Below are 19,477 nucleotides of genomic sequence, written 5' to 3'. Positions count from 1 at the left end.
CGCGCACGGTGGACATTCGGGCAGGGGGCCGGGATAGTCGCCCCGACAGCGCGGCAAGAGGAGAGCGGGCAGATGGAAACGGTTGCGGAAAACAGGGCGTTCGGCGGGGTTCAGGGCGTGTACCGGCATGGCTCGGAGGCCTGCGGGTGCGACATGACCTTCGGGCTGTTCCTGCCGGAAGAGGCGCGCGACGGGCCGGTGCCGGTGCTGTGGTATCTCAGCGGGCTGACCTGCACCCATGAGAACGCGATGACCAAGGCGGGCGCGCAGGGCTGGGCCGCGGAGCAGGGGATTGCGCTGGTCTTCCCCGACACCTCCCCGCGCGGCGAGGATGTGGCGGATGATGAGGCCTATGACCTTGGCAAAGGCGCGGGGTTTTACGTGAATGCCACGCAGGAGCCTTGGGCGAAGCACTTCAGGATGTGGGACTATGTGGCCGAGGAGCTGCCCGCGCTGATCGGTGCCGAGTTTGCGGTGGATATGGAGCGGCAGGGCATCACCGGCCATTCGATGGGCGGCCACGGGGCACTGACGCTGGCGATGTCTCTGCCCGGGCGGTTTGCGAGTGTGTCGGCCTTCGCGCCGATTGCCCATCCGAGCCAGAGCGACTGGGGCAGGAAGCAGCTTGGCGCCTATCTGGGTGAGAGTGGCTGGGAGGCTCATGATTCGACGCTGCTGATGCGCGAGAGAGGTTTTGACGGGCCGGTGCTGGTGGACCAGGGCGGGGATGACCAGTTTCTGGAGCTGCTGAAGCCCGAGGCGCTGGCCGAGGCGATGGCGGCGCGGCGGCAGGAGGGGATCTTCCGGATGCAGAAGGGCTATGACCATTCGTATTTCTTTGTCTCCAGCTTCATGGAGGAGCACGTGGGCTTTCATGCCGAGGCGCTCTGGGCAAAGTGACGATCTGGGTCGACGGAGATGCCTGCCCGGTGAAGGCCGAGGTGGAGCAGGTGGCCAGCCGGGTGAAGGTGGCGGTGAAGATCGTGTGCAACGGCGGGCTGCGCCCGAGCGAGAACCCGTTGGTGGAGGTGGTCTATGTCAGCGAGGGGCTGGACGTGGCCGATGACTTCATTGCCGAGAACGCGGGCAAGGGCGACGTGGTGGTGACCGCCGATATCCCGCTTGCCGCGCGCTGCGTGGAGGCCGGAGCGCTGGTGGTGAAGCCCGATGGCGAGCGGCTGACCCCGCGCAACATGGGGGCGGCGCTGGCCACGCGCGACCTGATGACCGACCTGCGCGCGGCGAACCCGCTGAAGCAGGGCGGCGGCGCAAAGCCGTTTTCGAAGGCCGACAGGGCGCGCTTTGTCGACGGGCTGGACCGGGCCCTTCGGGCGGCGGGATAAATCCCGCCCTACGGGTGCCCTGCTGCCGATGTGGCGCGGGCGGAGGGGGCGGGATGGAGTATTTTCAGCAAGAAAATGCAGCGGGATGGCGTGTGGCGGCCCCCGTTGAGCGTGAGAACAAAACGTGAAAATATGGGGCGAAGGAATCGCCCGTGTTTGCCGAACTCTCTGCCACTTCGAACTTCACCTTTCTCACCGGGGCCTCGCATCCCGAGGAGTTGATGGAGCGTGCCGGGCTGATGGGGGTGGAGGCCGTGGCGATTGCCGATGAGAACTCGGTTGCGGGGATCGTGCGGGCGCATCAGCGGGGCCGGGAGATTGCGCGTTCGGTCGAGGCGCGGCGGGCGGCGATTGCGCAGGACGGGGAGATCGGGCCGGTGTGCCCGGAGGGGTTTGCGCGGGCGCCCTCGCCGGATGTGGACTGTGTGCCGCGGCTGCTGCCGGGCGCGCGGATCGTGCTGAGTTGCGGCTTTCAGGCGACGGTGCTGCCGCGCGACCGGACGGCCTGGGGGCGGCTCTGCCGGTTGCTCTCGCTCGGGCGGCTCAGGGCCGAGAAAGGCGCCTGCCTGCTGCATGTGGACGACCTTGTGGAGTGGGGCGAGGGGATGGAGCTTCTGGTGCATCCGGTTGCCCGTTGGGAGCCGGTGGCGCGGCGGCTGATGCGGCGGTTCGGCGGGGCGGTGAGCCTCTGTGCCGCGCCGCGTTATGACGGGCGCGATGCGGGGCGGATTGCCCGGCTGGCGCAGGCGGCGGCGCGGCTGGGCCTGCCGCTGGTCGCCTCGGCCCGCCCGCTCATGCATCACGGCGCGCGGCGGCGGATGGCCGATGTGCTCACCGCGATCCGGCAGGGCTGCCGGGTGGACGAGCTGGGCCGCGCCGCGCAGGCCAATGGCGAGCAGCGGCTGCGCTCGGAGGCGGAGATGCTGCGGCTTTTCGCAGGCCACGAGGCGGCGGTGGCGCGGGCGGGGGAGGTGGCGGCGCGTTGCCGGTTTTCGCTCGATGAGCTGCGCTATGAATACCCCTCGGAGGTGAGCGGCGGCGAGAGCGCGGGCGAGCGGCTGGCGCGGTTGGCGCGGGCGGGGCTGGCCTGGCGCTACCCCTCGGGGGCGCCGGAGCGGGTGCAGGGGATGCTGGAGCACGAGTTGGAGCTGATCGGGAAGCTGGGCTACGAGCCCTATTTCCTGACGGTGCATGACGTGGTGGAGTTTGCCCGCTCGCGCGGCATCCTTTGCCAGGGGCGCGGCTCGGCGGCAAACTCGGTGGTGTGCTACTGCCTTGGCGTCACCTCTGTGAGCCCGGAGATCGGGACCATGGTGTTTGAGCGGTTCGTCAGCGAGGCGCGCGACGAGCCGCCGGATATCGACGTGGATTTCGAGCATGAGCGGCGCGAGGAGGTGATCCAGCATATCTATGAGCGCTACGGGCGCCATCGGGCCGGGCTGTGCGCCACGGTGATCCACTATCGCGGCAAGCGGGCCACGCGGGAGGTGGGCCGGGCGATGGGACTTTCGGACGATACGCTGTCGGCCATGTCCTCGCAGATCTGGGGGTGGGGCTCGATCAAGGGGCAGATGATGGAGGCCCGGCTGCGCGAGATGGGGCTGGACCCGGGCGACAGGCGGCTGGCGCTGACGATGCAGATCATCGAGGAAATCCAGGGGTTTCCGCGCCACCTGAGCCAGCATGTGGGCGGGTTCATCATCACCGAAGGGCGGCTCGATGAGCTGGTGCCGGTGGAGAATGCGACGATGGAGGACCGCACCGTCATTCCATGGGACAAGGACGATATCGACACGCTGGGCATCTTGAAGGTCGACGTGCTGGCGCTGGGAATGCTGAGTTGCATCCGCAAGGCCTTCGACCTGCTGGCCGAGCATCATGGCCAGCGGTTCGACCTTGCCACGCTGCCGCCGGAAGATCCGAAGGTTTACGACATGCTCTGCCGCGCCGACAGCCTTGGCGTGTTTCAGGTGGAGAGCCGGGCGCAGATGAACTTTCTGCCCCGGATGCGGCCGCGCTGCTTTTATGACCTGGTGATCGAAGTGGCGATCATCCGCCCCGGGCCGATTCAGGGCGACATGGTGCACCCGTTCCTGCGGCGGCGGAACGGGGAGGAGAAGGTGGAGTTTCCGTCCGACGCGCTGGGCGAGGTGCTGGCCAAGACGCTGGGGGTGCCGCTGTTTCAGGAACAGGCGATGCAGATCGCGATCATCGGCGCCGGGTTTTCGCCCGATGAGGCCGACCAGCTGCGCCGGGCGCTGGCGACCTTCAAGAAGCTCGGGCGGGTGAGCGACTTTCGCGAGCGGTTCATGAAGGGGATGCGGAAGAACGGCTATGACGAGGACTTCGCCGCCCGCTGCTTTGGCCAGATCGAGGGATTCGGCTCCTACGGCTTTCCCGAGAGCCACGCGGCGAGCTTTGCGCTGCTGGTCTATGCCAGCGCATGGCTGAAGCGCCACCACCCCGGCATCTTTGCCTGCGCGCTGCTCAATGCCCAGCCGATGGGGTTTTATGCCCCGGCGCAGATCGTGCGGGACGCCCGCGAGCATGGGGTCGAGGTGCGGCCGGTCGATATCAACGAGAGCTACTGGGACAACACGATGGAGCCGGGCGCGGGCGGCAGGCTGGCGCTGCGGCTGGGGTTTCGGCAGATCAAGGCGATGCGCGAGGAGGAGGCGCGGTGGATCTGTGCGGCGCGGGGCAATGGCTACCTCGACGTGGCGGCGGTGTGGCGGCGGGCCGGGGTGGCGCCGCGCCTGATGGAGGCGCTGGCGGAGGCCGATGCCTTTGCCGGGCTGGGGCTGAGCCGGCGCGAGGCGCTCTGGGAGGCGAAGGCGCTGCATGGCGACGCGCCGCTGCCGCTGTTTGCCGGGGCGCTGGAGGGCGAGGGGATTGCCGAGGCGGTGGCGAACCTGCCGCAGATGAGCCTGGGGGAAGAGGTGGTGGAGGATTACGTGGCGATGCGGCTGAGCCTGCGGGCGCATCCGGTGGGGCTGCTGCGGGCGGTGCTGACGCCGGAGCCGGGCGCGCGGGTGGGCGCGACCGGGGCCGGGGAGGGGCGCGGGTTCAGCCTGCGGCAGGATAGCTGGGAGGCCGGGGGCAAGAGGTGCGAGACGAGCCGGGTGTGAGGGCGAAACGGACGGGCGCGGGTTTGGAGCGGGGCGGGTGCCCTGCTGCGGATGGCGGCGCGGGCTGCGGCGGCGGGATTGGATATTTTCGGCAAGAAAATGAACAGGGCGTGGCACGGGGGATGCCGGGCGGGGTGAGGCCGGGGGCGGCTGCTCGAAGCAGGCGCCTCCCCTGAGCCTCGCCCCGCCCGCGCGATTTCAGTCCTCGAAGACGACCTTGCCCTCGGCGGCCATCTCCTCGAGGTCGAGGATGGTTTTCTTGCCCGCCTTCACCTCGGCCTCCAGCGCGTCTTCGGCGGCTTTCACCTCGGCGAGCTTGGCGGCCACCGCGTCGATCCGGGCGAAGGGCACAACCACGACGCCGTTCTCGTCGGCCACGATCAGGTCGCCGCTTTCGATCTGGGTGCCGCCGACCACGGCGCCGTAGCCCACCGCGCCCGGGCCGTTGCCATAGGGCGAGTTGGGGTTGAGGCCGGTGCACCAGCAAGGCAGGCCAGTGGCGAGCACGCCCTCGCGGTCGCGCATCGGGCCGTCGGTGACGAAGCCCGCGGCGCCCGCGTTCTTCATCATGCCGGAGATCTGGTCGCCCGCCGCAGAGCCGCCCTGCCAGCCATCGACCGAGGAGATCACCACGTCGCCGGGCTGGATCGAGTTGAGCGCGGCGATGGTGGCCAGAATTTCTTCGGGGCCGTTCTGGGCCACCAGCGCCGGGCCGCAGACGGCGGGTTGGCCGAGGTCGAGCGGGGCGATGGCGGTGGCGAGCGCGCCCTTGCCGTTCATCGCGTCGCAGATGAAGCCGGTGGGCATGCCGGTGAAGGCAGCGACCTGCTCGGGCGTGGGGCGGGGAAAGCTGCGGCGGATGCGCAGGATGGGGGGTTCTTCGATCATGTCTCAGGCTCCGGTGATGAATTGCAGAAGGTAAAGGCTGCCCATGCCGGCCACGATGGCTGGCACCACGCCGAAGCGGATGCCGGCCAGACAGGCGGCACCGGCGGCGAGGAGGCGGATGGGGTCGGTCTGCCCGCCGGTGGCGTCCGGCCAGAGCAGCAGGGGGGTGATGAGCGCGGGGAAGACCGCCGCGCCGACGTATTTGAGGTGCAGCAGCGCCCAGTCGGGGAGCTGGCGGTTGCCGAGCAGGCCGAGAAAGGAGAAGCGGATCAGGAAGGTGCCGAGGCCGAGGGCGGCGGTGAGGGTCCAGAAGGCGGCGTCGGAGATCATGCGGCGGCCCTCCGCTTGAGGGCCAGTTCGACCTGCGCGCCGACGACGATGCCGAGCAGCGCGGCGGCGAAGATGCCGAGCGACCAGGGCAGGGCGGCGAAGGCGATGGAACCGGCGCAGGCGGCGAAGGCGGCGGCGAGGTGGGGCAGCGAGCGCAGCAGCGGCGCGACCAGCGCGATGAAGCAGACCGGCACGGCGAAATCCAGCGACCAGCTTGCCGGGATCGCCTCGCGCAGCAGCGCTCCGGCCAGCGTGGAGCCGTACCAGAAGGGGCAGATCAGGGCCATGCAGCCGAAGTAATAGGCGAGTTTCGCGGGCTTCGGCATGGTCGGGCGCTCCTCGTAGGTGCGCACGGCGACGGCGAAGGCCTGATCGACCATGAGGTAGGCCGCCAGCGCCCGCAGCCCGAGCGGCGCGTGGCCGATGTGGGGCACCAGCGCGGCGGAATACATTGCCATGCGCAGGTTTACCGCGAGCGCGGCCAGCAGGGCGATGAAGACCGGGGCCTGATCCTGCAGCAGCGCCAGCGCGGTGAACTGCGAGGCCCCGGCGATGACGATGGCCGACATGGCGAAGGTTTGCAGCACGTCGAGCCCGGCATCGCGGGCCACGACGCCGAACATCATCGAGTAGGGCACCACGATGAGGATGAAGGGGGCGCAGTCGAGGTAGCCGCGCCAGAAGGCGGAGCGCGGAGTCATGGAGCGGTTGTCATCCGCAGGCGCAACCAGACATCGCCGGTGACGAGGGCCATGCAGCGGTGTTGCGCCCGGGTGATCTCGGCTTCCTTGCTGCCGCGAAGGGCCATCAGCTCCATATCGCGGTCGCACAGGAGCGCGCGGGTCAGCATCTCGTATTTCACGACGATGCGCGCTTCGGCCCCGGTGGTCTCGCCCTCCCGGGCGGCAACCGCATCGAGCGCGGCGGGCAGATCGGCCTCAAAGGCGGCGCGGCGTTTCTGGTAGCAGAGCGCGGCCACGGCGGGGGTTTCGGGAATGACCGCCTCACAGGGCTGCAACGCCTCGGTGATGCAGAGAATGGCGCTGCTTCCCTTTTCGGTGCCACAGCTCTGCACCGCCGCAAGGTCGACCTCGACCGTGTTGGCAGAGGCTTGGCCCGCAAGACTGCACAGACATGCAGCGACGGCCAGTGCCGTCTGGTGAATGGTCATGAGTTCCTCCCCGGCCGAGAATGCCCTTGCATTTGGTATACCAAACCGTGAAGTTGCCGCAAGCAAGACGCAGGGCGGGGAGGCCCTGCACGCAAGGGAGGCCCCAGCCATGAGCGATACCCGCGCCAACAAGCGATTCCGCAGCCAGGAATGGTTTGACAACCCCAACAACCCGGGGATGACCGCGCTCTATATCGAGCGCTACCAGAACCAGGCCTTCACCCGCGAAGAGATTCAGGGCGAGCGCCCGATCATCGGCATTGCCAACTCGGGCAGCGACCTTGCACCCTGCAACAAGATCCATGTCTTCCTGATGGACCGGATCAAGGCGGGCATCCGCGATGGCGGCGGGATTCCGATGGAGTTTCCGGTGCATCCGATTCAGGAGACCGGCAAGCGCCCGACCGCGGCGCTGGACCGGAACCTGAGCTACCTCGGGCTGGTCGAGGTGCTGCACGGCTATCCGATTGACGGGGTGGTGCTGACCACCGGCTGCGACAAGACCACGCCGGCGATGCTGATGGGCGCGGCGACCATGGACATTCCGGCGATCGCGCTCAACGGCGGGCCGATGCTGGATGGTTGGTGGAAGGGTCAGCGCGCGGGCTCGGGCACGATCATCTGGGAGAGCCGCCGGCTGCTGGCCGAGGGCAAGATCGACTACGACGAATACATGGGGCGGGTTTGCGCCTCGGCGCCCTCGCTGGGGCACTGCAACTCGATGGGCACGGCCAGCACGATGAACGCGATGGCCGAGGCGCTGGGCATGTCGCTGACCGGCAACTCCGCCATTCCGGCGCCGTTCCGCGAGCGGATGGCGATGGCCTACGAGACCGGCAAGCGGATCGTGCAGATGGTGCTGGACGACCTGAAACCTTCCGACATCCTGAGCCGCGAAGCCTTTGAAAACGCGATCATGGTCTGCACCGCGATCGGCGGCTCGACCAACGCGCCGCCGCATCTGCAAGCCATCGCCCGCCATGCCGGTGTGGAGCTGGACGTGAAGGACTGGGAGACGGTGGGCTTTGACGCGCCGCTCTTGGTCAACATGCAGCCCGCCGGGGAATACCTTGGCGAGAGCTTTTTCCGCGCGGGCGGGGTGCCTGCGGTGATGGGCGAGCTGATGAAGGTGGGGCGCATCCATGAGGGTGTGATGACGGCGACCGGCAACACCATGGGCGTGAACCTTGCCGGCGTGGAGAGCGTGGATACCGAGGTAATCAAGACCTGCGCCGCGCCGATGCGCGAGAAGGCCGGGTTCAAGGTGCTTTCGGGCAACCTGTTCGATTCGGCCCTGATGAAGACGAGCGTCATCTCGAAGGACTTTCAGGAGCGGTTTTTGAGCGAGCCGGGCAAGGAGGGCGTGCTGGAGGCGCGGGCCATCGTGTTCGAGGGGCCGGAGGATTACCACGACCGGATCAATGATCCGTCGCTGGAAATCGACGAGCATTGCATCCTGTTCATCCGCGGCGTCGGCTGCGTGGGCTATCCGGGCTCGGCGGAGGTGGTGAACATGCAGCCGCCGGACGCGATGCTGAAAGAGGGCATCAACCACCTGCCGACGGTGGGCGACGGGCGCCAGAGCGGCACCAGCGAGAGCCCCTCGATCCTGAATGCCTCGCCCGAGGCGGTGGTGGGCGGCGGCCTGGCCTACCTGGAAACCGGCGACACGGTGCGCCTCGATCTCGGTGCGAGCCGGATGGATGCGCTGGTGGACGAGGCCGAATGGGCCGCCCGGAAGGAAGCCTGGAGCCCGCCGCAGCTGGTGCACCAGACGCCCTGGCAGGAGATCTACCGGACCCATGTGGGGCAGTTGGCGCAGGGCGGCTGCCTTGAGCTGGCGACGGCCTATCAGAAGGTGCGCGAGGCGCTGCCGCGCGACAATCATTGACGGAAACACATGCGAACGGCGGGACAAGTCCCGCCCTACGGGAGGACGGCATGGCAAAAAGCATCATCATCACCGGCGGCGGCTCGGGCGTGGGCCGCGCGACGGCGGAAACCTTCTTTGACGCCGGCTGGCGCGTGGGCCTGATCGGGCGGCGGCGCGAGGCGCTGGAAGAAACCGCGAACGGGCGCGAGGCGCTGGTGCTGCCCTGCGACGTGACCGACTCGGCGGCGGTGGATGCCGCCTTTGCCGAGGCCGCCAAGGCCTGGGGCCGGGTGGATGCGGTGTTCAACAACGCCGGGGTTTCGCTGGGCGGCGCGCCGATCGACGAGATCGACGTGGACGACTGGCGCAAGCTGATCGACATCAACGTGACCGGCTCCTTCATCGTGGCGCGGGCCGCCTTTGGCACCATGCGGCGGCAGGAGCCGCAGGGCGGGCGGATCATCAACAACGGCTCGGTTTCGGCCTATGTGCCGCGCTGGGGCTCCGCGCCCTACACGGCGAGCAAACATGCGGTGTCGGGCCTGACCCGCAGCATCTCGCTTGACGGCCGGCCGTTCAACATTGCCTGCGGGCAGATCGACATCGGCAACGCGCTGACGCCGATGGCGGCGAAAATGCAGAAGGGCGTGCCCCAGGCCGATGGCTCCATCGAGGTGGAGCCGGTGATGGATGTGGGCCACGTGGGATCGTCGGTGCTGCATATGGCCGAGCTTCCGCTGGAGGCCAACGTGCAGTTCATGACCGTGATGGCGACCAACATGCCCTACATCGGGCGCGGCTGACCGCTCCGTCAGGGATGTGCCGAGGCGCGGGGTGCGCCGAGGCCTCCACCCGGGGCCTGCGGCAAGCACCGAGCGGCGATCAGCGCAGGCAAACCCCTGCACCTGGCTCACAGTTCCGAGATGACACGCGGCGCAGGTTTCCTGCGCCGCGACCGTTTCAGGCGGCGTGCTGCTGAGGGCTGCGCGGGGCCTCGGCAGGGCGCCGTTCCATCGGCTTGCCGGGGAAGTGGCTGGCGAACTTGATGGTCAGATCCTCCCGGCTGACGCCGAGGCGGGTGAGGGGCACCAGCGGCTTTTCTTCCGGCCAGGAGCTGAGAATCAGCGGCGGCTGGCCGGTGCGGCCGTTGTCGCCCGGCGCCCGCAGCACGTAGCCCAGCTTGCGCAGCCGGGCCTGCAACCCGGGCCAGGTCACCGAATCTTCGATGGCCTTGGCCAGCGCGCGGCGCTTGTCGACCACGGCGGGGGGCACCCGGGGCGCTTCGCTGAGCTGCGAGAGAATGGCCTGTCGCAGAAATTCGGCAAGGGTCTGGTCCGCCGCGCGGGCCGCGCGATTGGCCTTGTTGAGGAGCTTGAGGGGCATCCGGAGGGTGAGGTTCATGGCGGGCTGTTTCATGCCACCATGAATGCCTCCGTTCAGTTAATGCCCGGTTTATGCCGACAACAAATTTTGGCCGGAATGTGCCCGCCCCCGCCCCACGCGGCGATCAGACCGCCTCGAAGGCCTTTGCCGTGGGGCTGTAGCCCTCCAGCACCCCCTCGCGGATGTCGAACCAGAGCCCGTGCAGGCTGAGTTCTTCGGACTGGATGGCGCTTTCGACGAAGGGAAATCCGATCAGGTTGGAGAGCGATTCGACCACCGCCTCGCGTTCGAGCGCGCGGATCTGCGCTTCGGGGTCTTCGATCTCCTTCACCCGCTCATAGCCGGGGCGGAGGATATCGAGCCAACGGCCGATGAAGCTGCTCTGCTCTTCCAGCTCCGGCATCTTGCCCGAACACATGTCGAGACACCCGGCCACGCCGCCGCAGTTGGAATGGCCGACCACGATGAGATGAGCCACCTTCAGCACGGTCACGGCATATTCGATCGCCGCCGAGGTGCCGTGCGGGTCGCCATCGGGCTCGAAGGGGGGCACGAGGTTGGCGATGTTGCGGTGCAGGAAGATGTCGCCGGTCTGGGCGCCGAACAGCTCGTTCACGTTCACCCGGCTGTCGCAGCAGGCAATCACCATCATCGGCGGGCGCTGGCCCTCGTCGGCAAGGCGGCGATACCAGCTCTTGTTCTGCTCATAGCGTGTGGCCTTCCAGCCCTCGTAGCGGCTGACAAGGTAATCCGGCAGCGGTTTGACGAGCCTTTCCATGGGGTGCCCTTCCTGACGTTTGCGCATTTTCTAAACCACATCGGGCCTGCGGGGAAAAGGGCAAGGCCGACATGCGCCCCGGCGTGGCGCGGGCAGGGGCCCCGGAAGCGCACCGGTTTCGATGCAAATTGCGGCCTTTGCCCCCACGCCCGCTAAGAAAATGTTCAGCCCTTTGGCGCAAAGTCCGCCTCGGGTAATCGGGGGCGTTTGAAGAGGTGCGAGAGATGGCGCAGGTTTCGGTTTTGCATGTTGAGGATGATATCCGGCTCGATCCCGAGAGGCTCGGGGTGCTCTACTATCAGCTGGGCGAACAGGGCGCGGAAGACGTGGTGTGCCGCGCCATGGAAGAGCTGGCGGTGCGGCTGGCCGATGTGGATGCGCGGTTTCGGGCGCAGGACTGGCCGGGAGTGGCGCGGCTCTCCCGCGGGCTGGTCGCCATTGCCGAACAGGTCGGCATGATCGGCCTGTCGCGGGTGGCAAGCGACGTGAACCGCTCGGCCCGCTCGCTGGATTTTCCGGCCATTTCGGCGACGCTCGCCCGGTTGGGCCGCATTGCCGACCGCTCGCTGACCGAGGTGTGGGACACGCAGGACCTGTCGGTCTAGCGCGGGCTTCCGGCGGGGATCGGGTTGCTCTAGTCTGGCGGAAAACACGCCAGACGGAGCGCCCATGTACCCCACCCCATTGCCGAAATTCGCCACCTCCAGCGCCGATGCCTGCCCCGTGCGGGCAGTGGGCCCGGAGGGGCTGGAGGCGCTGCCCGAGGCGGCCGCCGCCTGGGCGCAGGCCAGCGGCTTCAAGGCCGGGGCGGGCGAGGTCTGCCTTGTGCCCGGCGCGGGCGGCGGGCTTGGCGCGGTGCTGCTCGGGCTGGGCAGCGAGGCCAGCCGGGGGCGCCGGCGCTTTGCCACCGGCGACCTGCCGGCACGGTTGCCCGAGGGCAGCTACGTGCTGGAGGGCGACTGGGAACCGCGCGAGGCGGAGGAGGCGGCGCTGGGCTGGCTCTTTGGCAGCTACCGTTTCACCCGCTACGTCGAGGGCCCGGCCCCGGCGGCACGGCTTGTCTGCCCCGAGGGGCTTGACGCCGCCAGGCTGGAGGCGATCGCGGCGGGCGAGTTCCTGACCCGCGATCTGATCAACACCCCGACCTCCGACATGGGCCCCGAGGCGCTGGAGGCCGCCTTTCTGGCGCTGGCCGACGAGCACGGCGCAGAGGCCCGCGTGGTGCGCGGCGAAGCCCTGCTGGAGCAGAACTTTCCGATGATCCACGCGGTCGGCCGGGCCAGCGCCGAGGCGCCGCGCCTGCTGGACATGCGCTGGGGCGAGGCCGGCCCGACGCTGACCCTCGTGGGCAAGGGCGTGTGCTTCGACACCGGCGGGCTGAACCTGAAGCCCGGCGCCTCGATGGGGCTGATGAAGAAGGACATGGGCGGCTCGGCCACGGTGATGGGGCTGGCGCGGATGATCATGGCGTTGGGGCTTCGGGTGAAACTGCGGGTGCTGGTGCCCGCGGTGGAAAACTCCGTCAGTTCCAACAGCTTCCGTCCGCAGGATATTTTGACCTCGCGCAAGGGGCTGACGGTGGAGATCAACAACACCGACGCCGAGGGCCGCCTCGTGCTGGCCGATGCGCTGACCTATGCGGGCGAGGAAAGCCCCGACATGATCGTGAGCTTCGCCACCCTGACCGGCGCGGCGCGGGTGGCGGTGGGCGATGATATCTCGCCCTTCTTCACCGGCAATGAGGCGCTCGCCGGGGCGCTGGACGCGGCGGGGGCAGAGGTGGCCGATCCGGTCTGGCGGCTGCCCTTCCACGCGCCCTACGAGCCGCGCATCGAGCCGGGCATCGCCGACCTCGACAACGCGCCCAAGGGCGGCATGGCCGGGGCGATCACCGCCGCGCTCTTCCTGCGCCGCTTCGTGCCCGAGGGTGCGGATTATACCCATTTCGACGTATACGGCTGGCAGCCCAGCCCCGCGCCGGGCCGCCCCAAGGGCGGTGTCGGCATGGGCGCGCGGGCGCTGCTGGCCGCACTCCCCAAGGTGCTTGCATGAAACTCGACCGACGCCTCACCCCCGCCAACGCCCGCGTTGCCGCCGCCGCCCTGAAGGGGCTGGTGGAGGCCGAGGCCTATGTGGAGGGCGAGGCGGCCTGCGTGCGCGCCCCGCTCACCGACATCTGTCGCGACCCGGCGGGCGACCGGGAGCGACAGCTGCTGATGGGGCAGCGGGTGGTGGTCTACGAGCGGGTGGCGGGCTGGGCCTTTGTGCAGGCCACGGCCGATGGCTACGTGGGCTATGTGCCCGAGGCGGCGCTGGGCGCGGTGGTGGCACCGACCCACCGGGTGAGCGCGCGGCTGAGCCAGCTTTACCCGGAGCCGACGATCAAGTGCCGCGAGACGGCCATGCTCTCCTTCGGGGCGCAGGTGGTGGTGACGGGGCAGGAGGGCGATCTGTGCGAGACGCCGGGGGGCTTCATCCCGGTGCAGCATCTCACCGAGATCGGCACGCGCACGCCCCGGCTGGAGGTGGCGCAGCTGTTTCTCGGCACGCCCTATCTCTGGGGCGGCAACTCGGGCGCGGGGATCGACTGCTCGGGGCTGGTGCAGGCGGCGCTACGGGCCGAGGGGCATGACTGCCCGGGCGACAGCGACATGCAGGAGGAGGCGCTGGGCGAGGCCGTGGCGCTGGATGCTGCGGTGCAGCCGGGAGACCTCTATTTCTGGCCCGGCCACGTGGCGATGGCGCTGGACGGCGCGCGGCTGATCCATGCCACGGGGCATTTCATGAGCACGGTGATCGAGCCGCTGGAGGCGGCGCTGGCACGGATCGAGGCGGCGGGATACGCGCTGCGCGCGCGGCGGCGGCTGGGGTAGCGGGGCGGCGCCGGGCTGTCACCCTCGGGCCTGACCCGAGGGTCTCCGGGTGCAAGAGATCCTCGGGTCAGGCCCGAGGATGACGGTGCGCGGGTGGCGGGCGCGGGGGTCAGCGCCACTCCGCGGGATCGAGCCGGAACAGGGCGGATAGCTGGGTGTAGACCTCGGGCTCTTCCTCGCGCAGGGCGGCGGGCTGCTCGAAGAACACTTCGACCGAGACGGCAAAGAACTCTTCGTGGCCCTCGCAGCCGTAGGGGTCGATTACCCTGCGCTCGCCGCGCCGGGTGACCTCGCAGAGCCGCTCGTAGGCCTCGGTGAAGACCCGCGCCCAGGTGGCAAAGCTCTGGTCGGGGTTCAGCAGCGGCACGCCGTCGGTCTGGCCGGAGAGGTCGTCTATCTGGTGGGCGAACTCGTGGATCACCACGTTGTGCCCGTCGCTGTCATCGGCGGCCCCGGCATCGGAATGGGCCCAGCTCAGGATCACCGGCCCCCGCGCCCAGCTCTCGCCGGTGCGCACCACCTCGCGCTCCGTCACCACGAAGCCGTCGCTCCGGCGCTGGCGCGACTTGAACGCGCCGGGGTAGATCAGGATGGTGCGCAGGTTGGAGAACCAGGCGTCGCTGTTCACCACCAGCAGGCAGGCCTGCGCGGCGATCGACAGGCGCATCTCCTCGCTCACCTCCAGCCCGCCCCGGCCATGAAACTGCACCTGATCGAGAAACAGGTTCACCCGCCCCTCCAGCGCCTGCGCCAGCTCGGGCGGCAGGCGGCGGATGATCGGCACCCTGGCGCGGATGATCTCGCGCTGTGCCTCGGTGAGCGGGGCCTCGCGCAGCGCGGCGCGGGCGCGGCGGCGCATCAGGCTGCGCAGGCCATAGGCGGCTGCGGTGAGCGCGATGAGCGCCAGAACGATGAGGGTGGGCATGGGCGGCGGGGCTACTCGACGGCGCGGATCAGCTTGCGTTCGAGCACGCGCAGCACGGTCTTGAGGTCGTGCCCGCGCTTGAGCACCTGCCCGTCCATCCCGATCACCGCATACATCCCCTGCTTCGCCCGCATCTTGGGGCGCTTCTCGATCCGGTAGAGCGGATGCTCGGCGGTGCGCCGGAAGATGGAGAACACCGCCACCTCCTTCAGGCTCGAGATGCCGTAGTCTCGCCACTCGCCAGCCGCGACAAAGCGGCCGTAGAGGCCGAGGATGAGCGAAAGTTCGGGCCGCTGGAAGGCAACCGGGTCATTGGTACGATTGCCGGGAAAGGGCGTGGGCGACTGCACGTTCATGACAATAAGAGTGGGGCCAAGCCGGTGCAAAATCAAGCGCCGCGAAAATGCCCCGGTTTCGCCGCCGGCGCGTCGCCCCCCGATCCACACCGCGCCGCGATCTGCTGTCATCACCCTCGATACGCAACGAGCCCTCGGCTCGACCCCGGTGGGGTGGCATCATAGCCCCCACCCAGTCGCCCCACCGGGGCGCAAGACTAGAGCGCCCGTCGGCTTTGTCCGGCGGGCCTTTTTCGTTCCGGGCCGCCGCCTCAGGCAAACCTGCCATGGCAGAACCAGCCGCCCGAGATCGCGCCGCCATGGGCATAGAACAGCCAGAGCCGCGCGCCGCAGGCGGTTTCGACCTGCCAGTAATCGCGCTGGCCGGAGCGCCATGCGGGCTCGTCGAGCCACCACTCGGGGGCGATCCGCTCGGGGCCGGTGGCCGAGGCGGTTTGATAGCGGCGGCGGCGCCAGCGGAATGCCAGCGGCAGGGCGGCGGGGCGGGTGCCGGGCGGTGCGTCGGGGGTCACGAGATCGGGGCCGAAGAGGGTGAGCGGGCGGGGCGCCTCGGGGCGCTCGGGCCAGTCGGTGGCGGGGGCCGACCATGCGGCGGCCCTGACCTGGGTGGCCTTCTCGGGGATATGGCTGTCGCCGGGGTAGAGCCGGCGGATCTGCTCCAGCCCGATGCGCGCCCCGAGCCGTCCGATCAGGTCATCGAGGGCGGTGTCGCTGGTGAGGCGGGCTGCGGCATCGGCGCTGGCGCCCGCGTGGCCCCGGTGCTGCACCGCATGGACCGGCTCGGTGACGGTGGCGACAAGGCGGATGGCGTCGATGCCGTCGCCCGCCTCGGCCTCGGCCAGCTTCATCCGCAGCAGGGGGCGCAGGCGGTCGGGGTCGGCGGAGGGGCGGGCGAGGCCCAGCTCGATCACCTGGCTGGTGTGATCGCAGCGCAGCAGTTGCAGCCGGAGCCGCCGCGCGCCCATGCCCTGCGCCCGCAGCCGGGTTTCCAGCGCGGGCAGCAGCCGGTCGATCCCCTCGGCAAGGTCCACCTCCAGCCCGATCGGCTCGGGCAGGGTGAGGCGCACGGCATAGCGCGGTGCGGGGCGGGCGGGCGAGACCGGCTCGGGCGCGGTGCCGAAGGCCTGGTCGAGCCGCAGCACGAGGTCGGCGCCGAAGCGGCGGGCGAGGGCGGCGCGGGGCTGGGCGGCCAGCTCCTCGATGCGTTTCAGCCCGAGCCGGGCGAGCTGCTGGGTGGTCTTGGGCGGCAGGCGCAGGGCGGCGAGCGGCAGCGGGGCCAGCAGCTCGCGGGCCATGCCGGGCGGGGCGATGCGGGCCGTGGCGGCGGCGATCTCCGCGCCGGGCGAGGGCAGCCCGCCGCGCTCCCAGTGCCGCCGCTTCATGGCGCGGGAGCGGGTGGCATGGGCCTCCTGGTCGATGGCATCGCCCGAGCGCAGCGCCCCCGGACCCTGCCCGGCAAACCGCGCCAGCGCCCAGGCCGCGCCCACCGTATCGGCCAGCCCGGCACAGACCGTCAGCCCCAGCCCGGCGCAATCGGCCTCGGCCTCTGCCATCAGCTCGGCCTCGCCGCCGAACAGATGCGCGCAGCCGGTGATGTCGACCACCAGCCCATCGGGCGGGGCCTCGCTGATCCAGGGCGAGAACTTGCCCGCCCAGCGCCGCAGCACGGTGAGAAACCCCGCCTCGATCGCGGGCCGCTCCAGCCGGGTGACGAGATCGGGGCAGACCGCCTGGGCATCGCGCAGCGGCTGGCCGGGGTGCAGCCCGGCGGCGGAGGCGGCGCGCGACAGCGAGGCGAGGCTGACCACGTTGCCGCTTTCGCGCACCACCGCCAGCGGCACCTCGGCCAGCGCCCCCTCGGCACGGATCAGCCGCTCGGCGGCAAGCCGGGGAAACCACAGCGACAGGATTCGGCGGTTGGGCATGGGCTAGACATGTTCATTGTTTGTTCCTGTCTAACCAAGCGGCAGGCGGGAGTCGAGTCTGCCCGGCGATCACGAAATCCCCATGCGCCGTGACTTGCCCCCGGGGCGCGGCGCGGGTCAGATGGCGGGCATGTCCATGCGTCTCACCCTCCCCGCCCTTCTTCTCGTCTCCCTTCCCGCCGCCGCCCATGACGGGGTGCAGAACCCTGCGGTGAAGGCGCGCATGGCGGTGATGGAGGAGATCCAGGCCGGCACGAAGGTGCTGGGCCAGATGCTGAACGGGATGCGCCCCTTCGAGCCCGACGAGGCGGAGGCCGCCGCCGCGGCGATTCGCGCCGCCGCGCCCGGGATCGTGCCCGCCTTCCGCCCCGAGGAGGACGACCCGAAATCGGAGGCGAGCCCGGCGATCTGGCTGGAATTTCCGGCCTTCGAGGCCGAGGCCACGGCGCTGGAACAGGCGGCCGCGGCGCTCGACACCTCCAGCGAAGCCGCGCTCAAGGCCAGCTTTGCCACGCTCGGCAAGAGCTGCCGCTCGTGCCACGCAAGCTATCAGGAATGAGCGGCCTCAGCCGCAGCTGAGGCGCGTGATCAGCCCGGCACCGTCGAGATAGAAGTTCATCCGGTAGGGGTTGTACTCCTGCGTCACGATGCCGCCGAGCGGGATGACGCGGGTCTCGCGGTTCACGCCGAGGGTGGGGATGACGCTGGCCGGCTGGCCGAGGGCCGCGCCGCGATAGGCGGAGGCGCCGCAGATGTCGGGCTCCCGTTCTACAAGGCCGCTGTCGGGCGGAGTCTCGCCCAGCTGATCCTCGGGGAGCGTTTCCAAGGGGGGCTGACAGGCGGCGAGCGCGGTCAGGAGAAACAGGGCCTTGAGAGATTTCATCACGGGTGTCTTCCCATATCCGGTTGAATCGGCGCGGAGATTCCCCCACGGTTCCGCCCGACAGATTAACGGGAGTTTCGACAAATGAAAACGCGTGCCGCAGTAGCGCTGGAAGCCGGCAAACCGCTTGAGATCATGGAGGTGAACCTCGAGGGCCCGAAGGCGGGCGAGGTTCTGGTGGAGATCAAGGCCACCGGCATCTGCCACACCGACGAGTTCACCCGCTCGGGCGACGACCCGGAGGGGCTGTTTCCGAGCATTCTGGGCCATGAGGGCGCCGGGGTTGTGCTGGAGGTCGGCGAGGGTGTGACCACGCTGAAGCCGGGCGACCATGTCATCCCGCTCTACACCCCGGAATGCCGGCAATGCGCCTCCTGCCTCAGCGGCAAGACCAACCTCTGCACCGCCATTCGCGGCACGCAGGGCCAGGGCCTGATGCCCGATGGCACGACCCGGTTCTCGATGCTCGATGGCACCCCGATCTATCACTACATGGGCTGTTCCACCTTTGCGAACCACACGGTGATGCCCGAAATCGCGCTGGCCAAGGTGCGCGAAGACGCCCCTTTCGACAAGATCTGCTACATTGGCTGCGGAGTGACCACCGGCATCGGCGCCGTCATTAACACGGCAGGTGTTGAGATTGGGTCAACGGCGGCGGTCTTCGGTCTCGGCGGGATTGGCCTCAACGTGATCCAGGGCCTGCGGATGGCGGGCTGCGACAAGATCATCGGGGTCGATCTGAACGACGACAAGCAGGAAATGGCGAAGAAATTCGGCATGACGCACTTTGTTAACCCTTCCAAGGTAGACAACACGGTGCAGGCGATCGTCGACATCACCAAGACGGATTTCGACCAGATCGGCGGCGTGGATTACTCCTTCGACGCGACCGGCAACGTGAAGGTGATGCGCGACGCGCTGGAATGTTCGCACCGGGGCTGGGGCGTGAGCGTGATCATCGGCGTGGCGCCCGCGGGCGCCGAGATCAGCACCCGCCCGTTCCAGCTGGTGACGGGGCGGGTCTGGAAGGGCACGGCCTTTGGCGGCGCCAAGGGGCGCACCGATGTGCCCAAGTTCGTCGACTGGTACATGGACGGGAAGATCGAGATCGACCCGATGATCACCCACAAGCTGAAGCTCGAGGACATCAACGAGGGCTTCGAGCTGATGCACGCGGGCAAGTCGATCCGCGCGGTGGTGGAATATTGATCCGCGCCGCTGCCCTTGTGGCGGCACTGGCGGCCAGCCCCGCGCTGGCCGCTCCGCTGCTTGAGTTCCGCATCGGCCCGGTGGCCGCCGAGGCCGAGGCAGAAGACATCGTGAGCGTTGCGCCGGTGCTCGACGGGCCACCGGGCTTCGACATTACCATCTCGGAGCGCTTCAGCCGCGACATCGCCCGGCTCACCACCGCCCATGTGGGCGAGGAGGCGCGGCTGTCGATCTGCGGCGAGGTGGTGGTGCGGCCCCGGATCATGGAGCCGATCAGCGGCACCGGCTTTCGGCTCGTGCCGATCGCGCCGGAAAAGGCCGAGCCCTACCTGCTCTGGCTCACCGGCCGCGCGCCCTGCCCGGAAGACTGACAGGCCCCGAACGGCCGAGGCACGACGACGGCGGGGCG

At 69.2% G+C, this 19,477-nt stretch carries 21 protein-coding genes; 11 read left to right on the top strand and 10 right to left on the bottom strand.

Features of this window, described 5'->3' with window-relative positions:
- Positions 1–72 precede the first annotated feature (72 nt).
- The 3 genes from fghA (at position 73) to GTH22_RS13075 (ending at position 4,471) form a co-directional block, all read left to right on the top strand.
- On the top strand, positions 73–900 hold the full coding sequence (gene fghA, locus GTH22_RS13085) for an S-formylglutathione hydrolase (protein WP_252945746.1): 828 nt from the start codon (positions 73–75) through the stop codon (positions 898–900).
- On the top strand, positions 897–1,343 hold the full coding sequence (locus GTH22_RS13080) for a YaiI/YqxD family protein (protein WP_252945744.1): 447 nt from the start codon (positions 897–899) through the stop codon (positions 1,341–1,343). Before fghA ends, GTH22_RS13080 begins: the two co-directional genes overlap by 4 nt.
- A gap of 152 nt (positions 1,344–1,495) precedes the next feature.
- Positions 1,496–4,471, top strand: a complete 2,976-nt coding sequence (locus GTH22_RS13075; protein ID WP_252945743.1) for an error-prone DNA polymerase — start codon at positions 1,496–1,498, stop codon at positions 4,469–4,471.
- A gap of 198 nt (positions 4,472–4,669) precedes the next feature.
- On the opposite strand, the gene GTH22_RS13070 is transcribed toward GTH22_RS13075, so the two are convergent.
- The 4 genes from GTH22_RS13070 to GTH22_RS13055 are packed head-to-tail and all read right to left on the bottom strand — an operon-like array spanning position 4,670 to position 6,860.
- Positions 4,670–5,359, bottom strand: coding sequence for an RraA family protein (locus GTH22_RS13070; protein ID WP_252945741.1), 690 nt, complete (start codon positions 5,357–5,359; stop codon positions 4,670–4,672).
- A gap of 3 nt (positions 5,360–5,362) precedes the next feature.
- On the bottom strand, positions 5,363–5,689 hold the full coding sequence (locus tag GTH22_RS13065) for an AzlD domain-containing protein (protein ID WP_252945740.1): 327 nt from the start codon (positions 5,687–5,689) through the stop codon (positions 5,363–5,365).
- Positions 5,686–6,390: an AzlC family ABC transporter permease gene (locus GTH22_RS13060; RefSeq protein ID WP_252945738.1), complete on the bottom strand. Its 705-nt coding sequence runs from the start codon at positions 6,388–6,390 to the stop codon at positions 5,686–5,688. Before GTH22_RS13060 ends, GTH22_RS13065 begins: the two co-directional genes overlap by 4 nt.
- Positions 6,387–6,860 carry a hypothetical protein gene (locus tag GTH22_RS13055; RefSeq protein ID WP_252945736.1) on the bottom strand — a complete coding sequence of 158 codons (474 nt, stop codon included), beginning with the start codon at positions 6,858–6,860 and terminating at the stop codon, positions 6,387–6,389. The genes GTH22_RS13060 and GTH22_RS13055 overlap by 4 nt, the downstream gene beginning before the upstream one ends.
- Positions 6,861–6,969: 109 nt before the next feature.
- On the opposite strand from GTH22_RS13055, the gene GTH22_RS13050 reads away from it, so the two are divergent.
- Entirely contained in the window at positions 6,970–8,751 is a 1,782-nt protein-coding gene (locus GTH22_RS13050; protein WP_252945734.1) for an IlvD/Edd family dehydratase, read from the top strand.
- Positions 8,752–8,801: 50 nt separating this feature from the next.
- Entirely contained in the window at positions 8,802–9,536 is a 735-nt protein-coding gene (locus GTH22_RS13045) for an SDR family oxidoreductase (protein ID WP_252945733.1), read from the top strand.
- A gap of 157 nt (positions 9,537–9,693) precedes the next feature.
- Here GTH22_RS13045 and GTH22_RS13040 read toward each other — a convergent pair whose 3' ends face one another.
- Positions 9,694–10,134 carry a hypothetical protein gene (locus tag GTH22_RS13040; RefSeq protein WP_252945732.1) on the bottom strand — a complete coding sequence of 147 codons (441 nt, stop codon included), beginning with the start codon at positions 10,132–10,134 and terminating at the stop codon, positions 9,694–9,696.
- Between the two features lie 106 nt (positions 10,135–10,240).
- Complete coding sequence (locus GTH22_RS13035; protein WP_252945731.1) at positions 10,241–10,894, bottom strand: carbonic anhydrase; 654 nt, start codon at positions 10,892–10,894, stop codon at positions 10,241–10,243.
- A gap of 224 nt (positions 10,895–11,118) precedes the next feature.
- Between GTH22_RS13035 and GTH22_RS13030 the strand changes: the two genes are divergently transcribed.
- From GTH22_RS13030 to GTH22_RS13020, 3 genes are all read left to right on the top strand, one after another.
- The gene (locus GTH22_RS13030; protein WP_252945730.1) at positions 11,119–11,499 is read left to right on the top strand and encodes a hypothetical protein; all 381 of its coding nucleotides are present in this window, start codon (positions 11,119–11,121) and stop codon (positions 11,497–11,499) included.
- Positions 11,500–11,563: 64 nt separating this feature from the next.
- Positions 11,564–12,946, top strand: coding sequence for a M17 family metallopeptidase (locus GTH22_RS13025; protein WP_252945729.1), 1,383 nt, complete (start codon positions 11,564–11,566; stop codon positions 12,944–12,946).
- Positions 12,943–13,767 (top strand): C40 family peptidase, encoded by an 825-nt coding sequence (locus GTH22_RS13020; protein ID WP_252945728.1) that lies wholly within the window; start codon positions 12,943–12,945, stop codon positions 13,765–13,767. The genes GTH22_RS13025 and GTH22_RS13020 overlap by 4 nt, the downstream gene beginning before the upstream one ends.
- A gap of 109 nt (positions 13,768–13,876) precedes the next feature.
- Here GTH22_RS13020 and GTH22_RS13015 read toward each other — a convergent pair whose 3' ends face one another.
- From GTH22_RS13015 to GTH22_RS13005, 3 genes are all read right to left on the bottom strand, one after another.
- On the bottom strand, positions 13,877–14,692 hold the full coding sequence (locus tag GTH22_RS13015) for a zinc-dependent peptidase (RefSeq protein ID WP_252945726.1): 816 nt from the start codon (positions 14,690–14,692) through the stop codon (positions 13,877–13,879).
- Positions 14,693–14,703: 11 nt separating this feature from the next.
- Positions 14,704–15,048: a DUF2794 domain-containing protein gene (locus GTH22_RS13010; protein ID WP_252945724.1), complete on the bottom strand. Its 345-nt coding sequence runs from the start codon at positions 15,046–15,048 to the stop codon at positions 14,704–14,706.
- A gap of 251 nt (positions 15,049–15,299) precedes the next feature.
- The gene (locus tag GTH22_RS13005; protein ID WP_252945723.1) at positions 15,300–16,973 is read right to left on the bottom strand and encodes a DNA polymerase Y family protein; all 1,674 of its coding nucleotides are present in this window, start codon (positions 16,971–16,973) and stop codon (positions 15,300–15,302) included.
- 130 nt (positions 16,974–17,103) lie between these two features.
- On the opposite strand from GTH22_RS13005, the gene GTH22_RS13000 reads away from it, so the two are divergent.
- The gene (locus tag GTH22_RS13000) at positions 17,104–17,532 is read left to right on the top strand and encodes a cytochrome c (RefSeq protein ID WP_252945721.1); all 429 of its coding nucleotides are present in this window, start codon (positions 17,104–17,106) and stop codon (positions 17,530–17,532) included.
- A gap of 6 nt (positions 17,533–17,538) precedes the next feature.
- On the opposite strand, the gene GTH22_RS12995 is transcribed toward GTH22_RS13000, so the two are convergent.
- Positions 17,539–17,856 carry an I78 family peptidase inhibitor gene (locus tag GTH22_RS12995; RefSeq protein ID WP_252945720.1) on the bottom strand — a complete coding sequence of 106 codons (318 nt, stop codon included), beginning with the start codon at positions 17,854–17,856 and terminating at the stop codon, positions 17,539–17,541.
- Between the two features lie 84 nt (positions 17,857–17,940).
- Between GTH22_RS12995 and GTH22_RS12990 the strand changes: the two genes are divergently transcribed.
- Together GTH22_RS12990 and GTH22_RS12985 are read left to right on the top strand one after the other, a co-directional pair.
- A complete protein-coding gene (locus GTH22_RS12990) occupies positions 17,941–19,068 on the top strand; it encodes an S-(hydroxymethyl)glutathione dehydrogenase/class III alcohol dehydrogenase (protein ID WP_252945719.1) in 1,128 nt (375 codons plus the stop codon).
- Complete coding sequence (locus GTH22_RS12985; protein ID WP_252945716.1) at positions 19,065–19,439, top strand: hypothetical protein; 375 nt, start codon at positions 19,065–19,067, stop codon at positions 19,437–19,439. The genes GTH22_RS12990 and GTH22_RS12985 overlap by 4 nt, the downstream gene beginning before the upstream one ends.
- The last annotated feature ends 38 nt before the right edge of the window (positions 19,440–19,477 follow it).

This window comes from Oceanicola sp. 502str15, from assembly GCF_024105635.1.
Taxonomy (GTDB): domain Bacteria; phylum Pseudomonadota; class Alphaproteobacteria; order Rhodobacterales; family Rhodobacteraceae; genus Vannielia.
Note: the sequence above shows the minus strand (reverse complement) of the source record. Positions and strands in the feature narration are given on the sequence as shown.

Coding starts and splice junctions, on each gene's coding strand:
- fghA (WP_252945746.1), top strand. CDS start 73: ATGGAAACGGTTGCGGAAAACAGGGCGTTCGGCGGGGTTCAGGGCGTG.
- GTH22_RS13030 (WP_252945730.1), top strand. CDS start 11,119: ATGGCGCAGGTTTCGGTTTTGCATGTTGAGGATGATATCCGGCTCGAT.
- GTH22_RS13050 (WP_252945734.1), top strand. CDS start 6,970: ATGAGCGATACCCGCGCCAACAAGCGATTCCGCAGCCAGGAATGGTTT.
- GTH22_RS13010 (WP_252945724.1), bottom strand. CDS start 15,048: ATGAACGTGCAGTCGCCCACGCCCTTTCCCGGCAATCGTACCAATGAC.
- GTH22_RS13025 (WP_252945729.1), top strand. CDS start 11,564: ATGTACCCCACCCCATTGCCGAAATTCGCCACCTCCAGCGCCGATGCC.
- GTH22_RS12990 (WP_252945719.1), top strand. CDS start 17,941: ATGAAAACGCGTGCCGCAGTAGCGCTGGAAGCCGGCAAACCGCTTGAG.
- GTH22_RS13045 (WP_252945733.1), top strand. CDS start 8,802: ATGGCAAAAAGCATCATCATCACCGGCGGCGGCTCGGGCGTGGGCCGC.
- GTH22_RS13060 (WP_252945738.1), bottom strand. CDS start 6,390: ATGACTCCGCGCTCCGCCTTCTGGCGCGGCTACCTCGACTGCGCCCCC.
- GTH22_RS13000 (WP_252945721.1), top strand. CDS start 17,104: ATGTCCATGCGTCTCACCCTCCCCGCCCTTCTTCTCGTCTCCCTTCCC.
- GTH22_RS13015 (WP_252945726.1), bottom strand. CDS start 14,692: ATGCCCACCCTCATCGTTCTGGCGCTCATCGCGCTCACCGCAGCCGCC.
- GTH22_RS13055 (WP_252945736.1), bottom strand. CDS start 6,860: ATGACCATTCACCAGACGGCACTGGCCGTCGCTGCATGTCTGTGCAGT.
- GTH22_RS12995 (WP_252945720.1), bottom strand. CDS start 17,856: ATGAAATCTCTCAAGGCCCTGTTTCTCCTGACCGCGCTCGCCGCCTGT.
- GTH22_RS13020 (WP_252945728.1), top strand. CDS start 12,943: ATGAAACTCGACCGACGCCTCACCCCCGCCAACGCCCGCGTTGCCGCC.
- GTH22_RS13065 (WP_252945740.1), bottom strand. CDS start 5,689: ATGATCTCCGACGCCGCCTTCTGGACCCTCACCGCCGCCCTCGGCCTC.
- GTH22_RS13040 (WP_252945732.1), bottom strand. CDS start 10,134: ATGAACCTCACCCTCCGGATGCCCCTCAAGCTCCTCAACAAGGCCAAT.
- GTH22_RS13005 (WP_252945723.1), bottom strand. CDS start 16,973: ATGCCCAACCGCCGAATCCTGTCGCTGTGGTTTCCCCGGCTTGCCGCC.
- GTH22_RS13035 (WP_252945731.1), bottom strand. CDS start 10,894: ATGGAAAGGCTCGTCAAACCGCTGCCGGATTACCTTGTCAGCCGCTAC.
- GTH22_RS13070 (WP_252945741.1), bottom strand. CDS start 5,359: ATGATCGAAGAACCCCCCATCCTGCGCATCCGCCGCAGCTTTCCCCGC.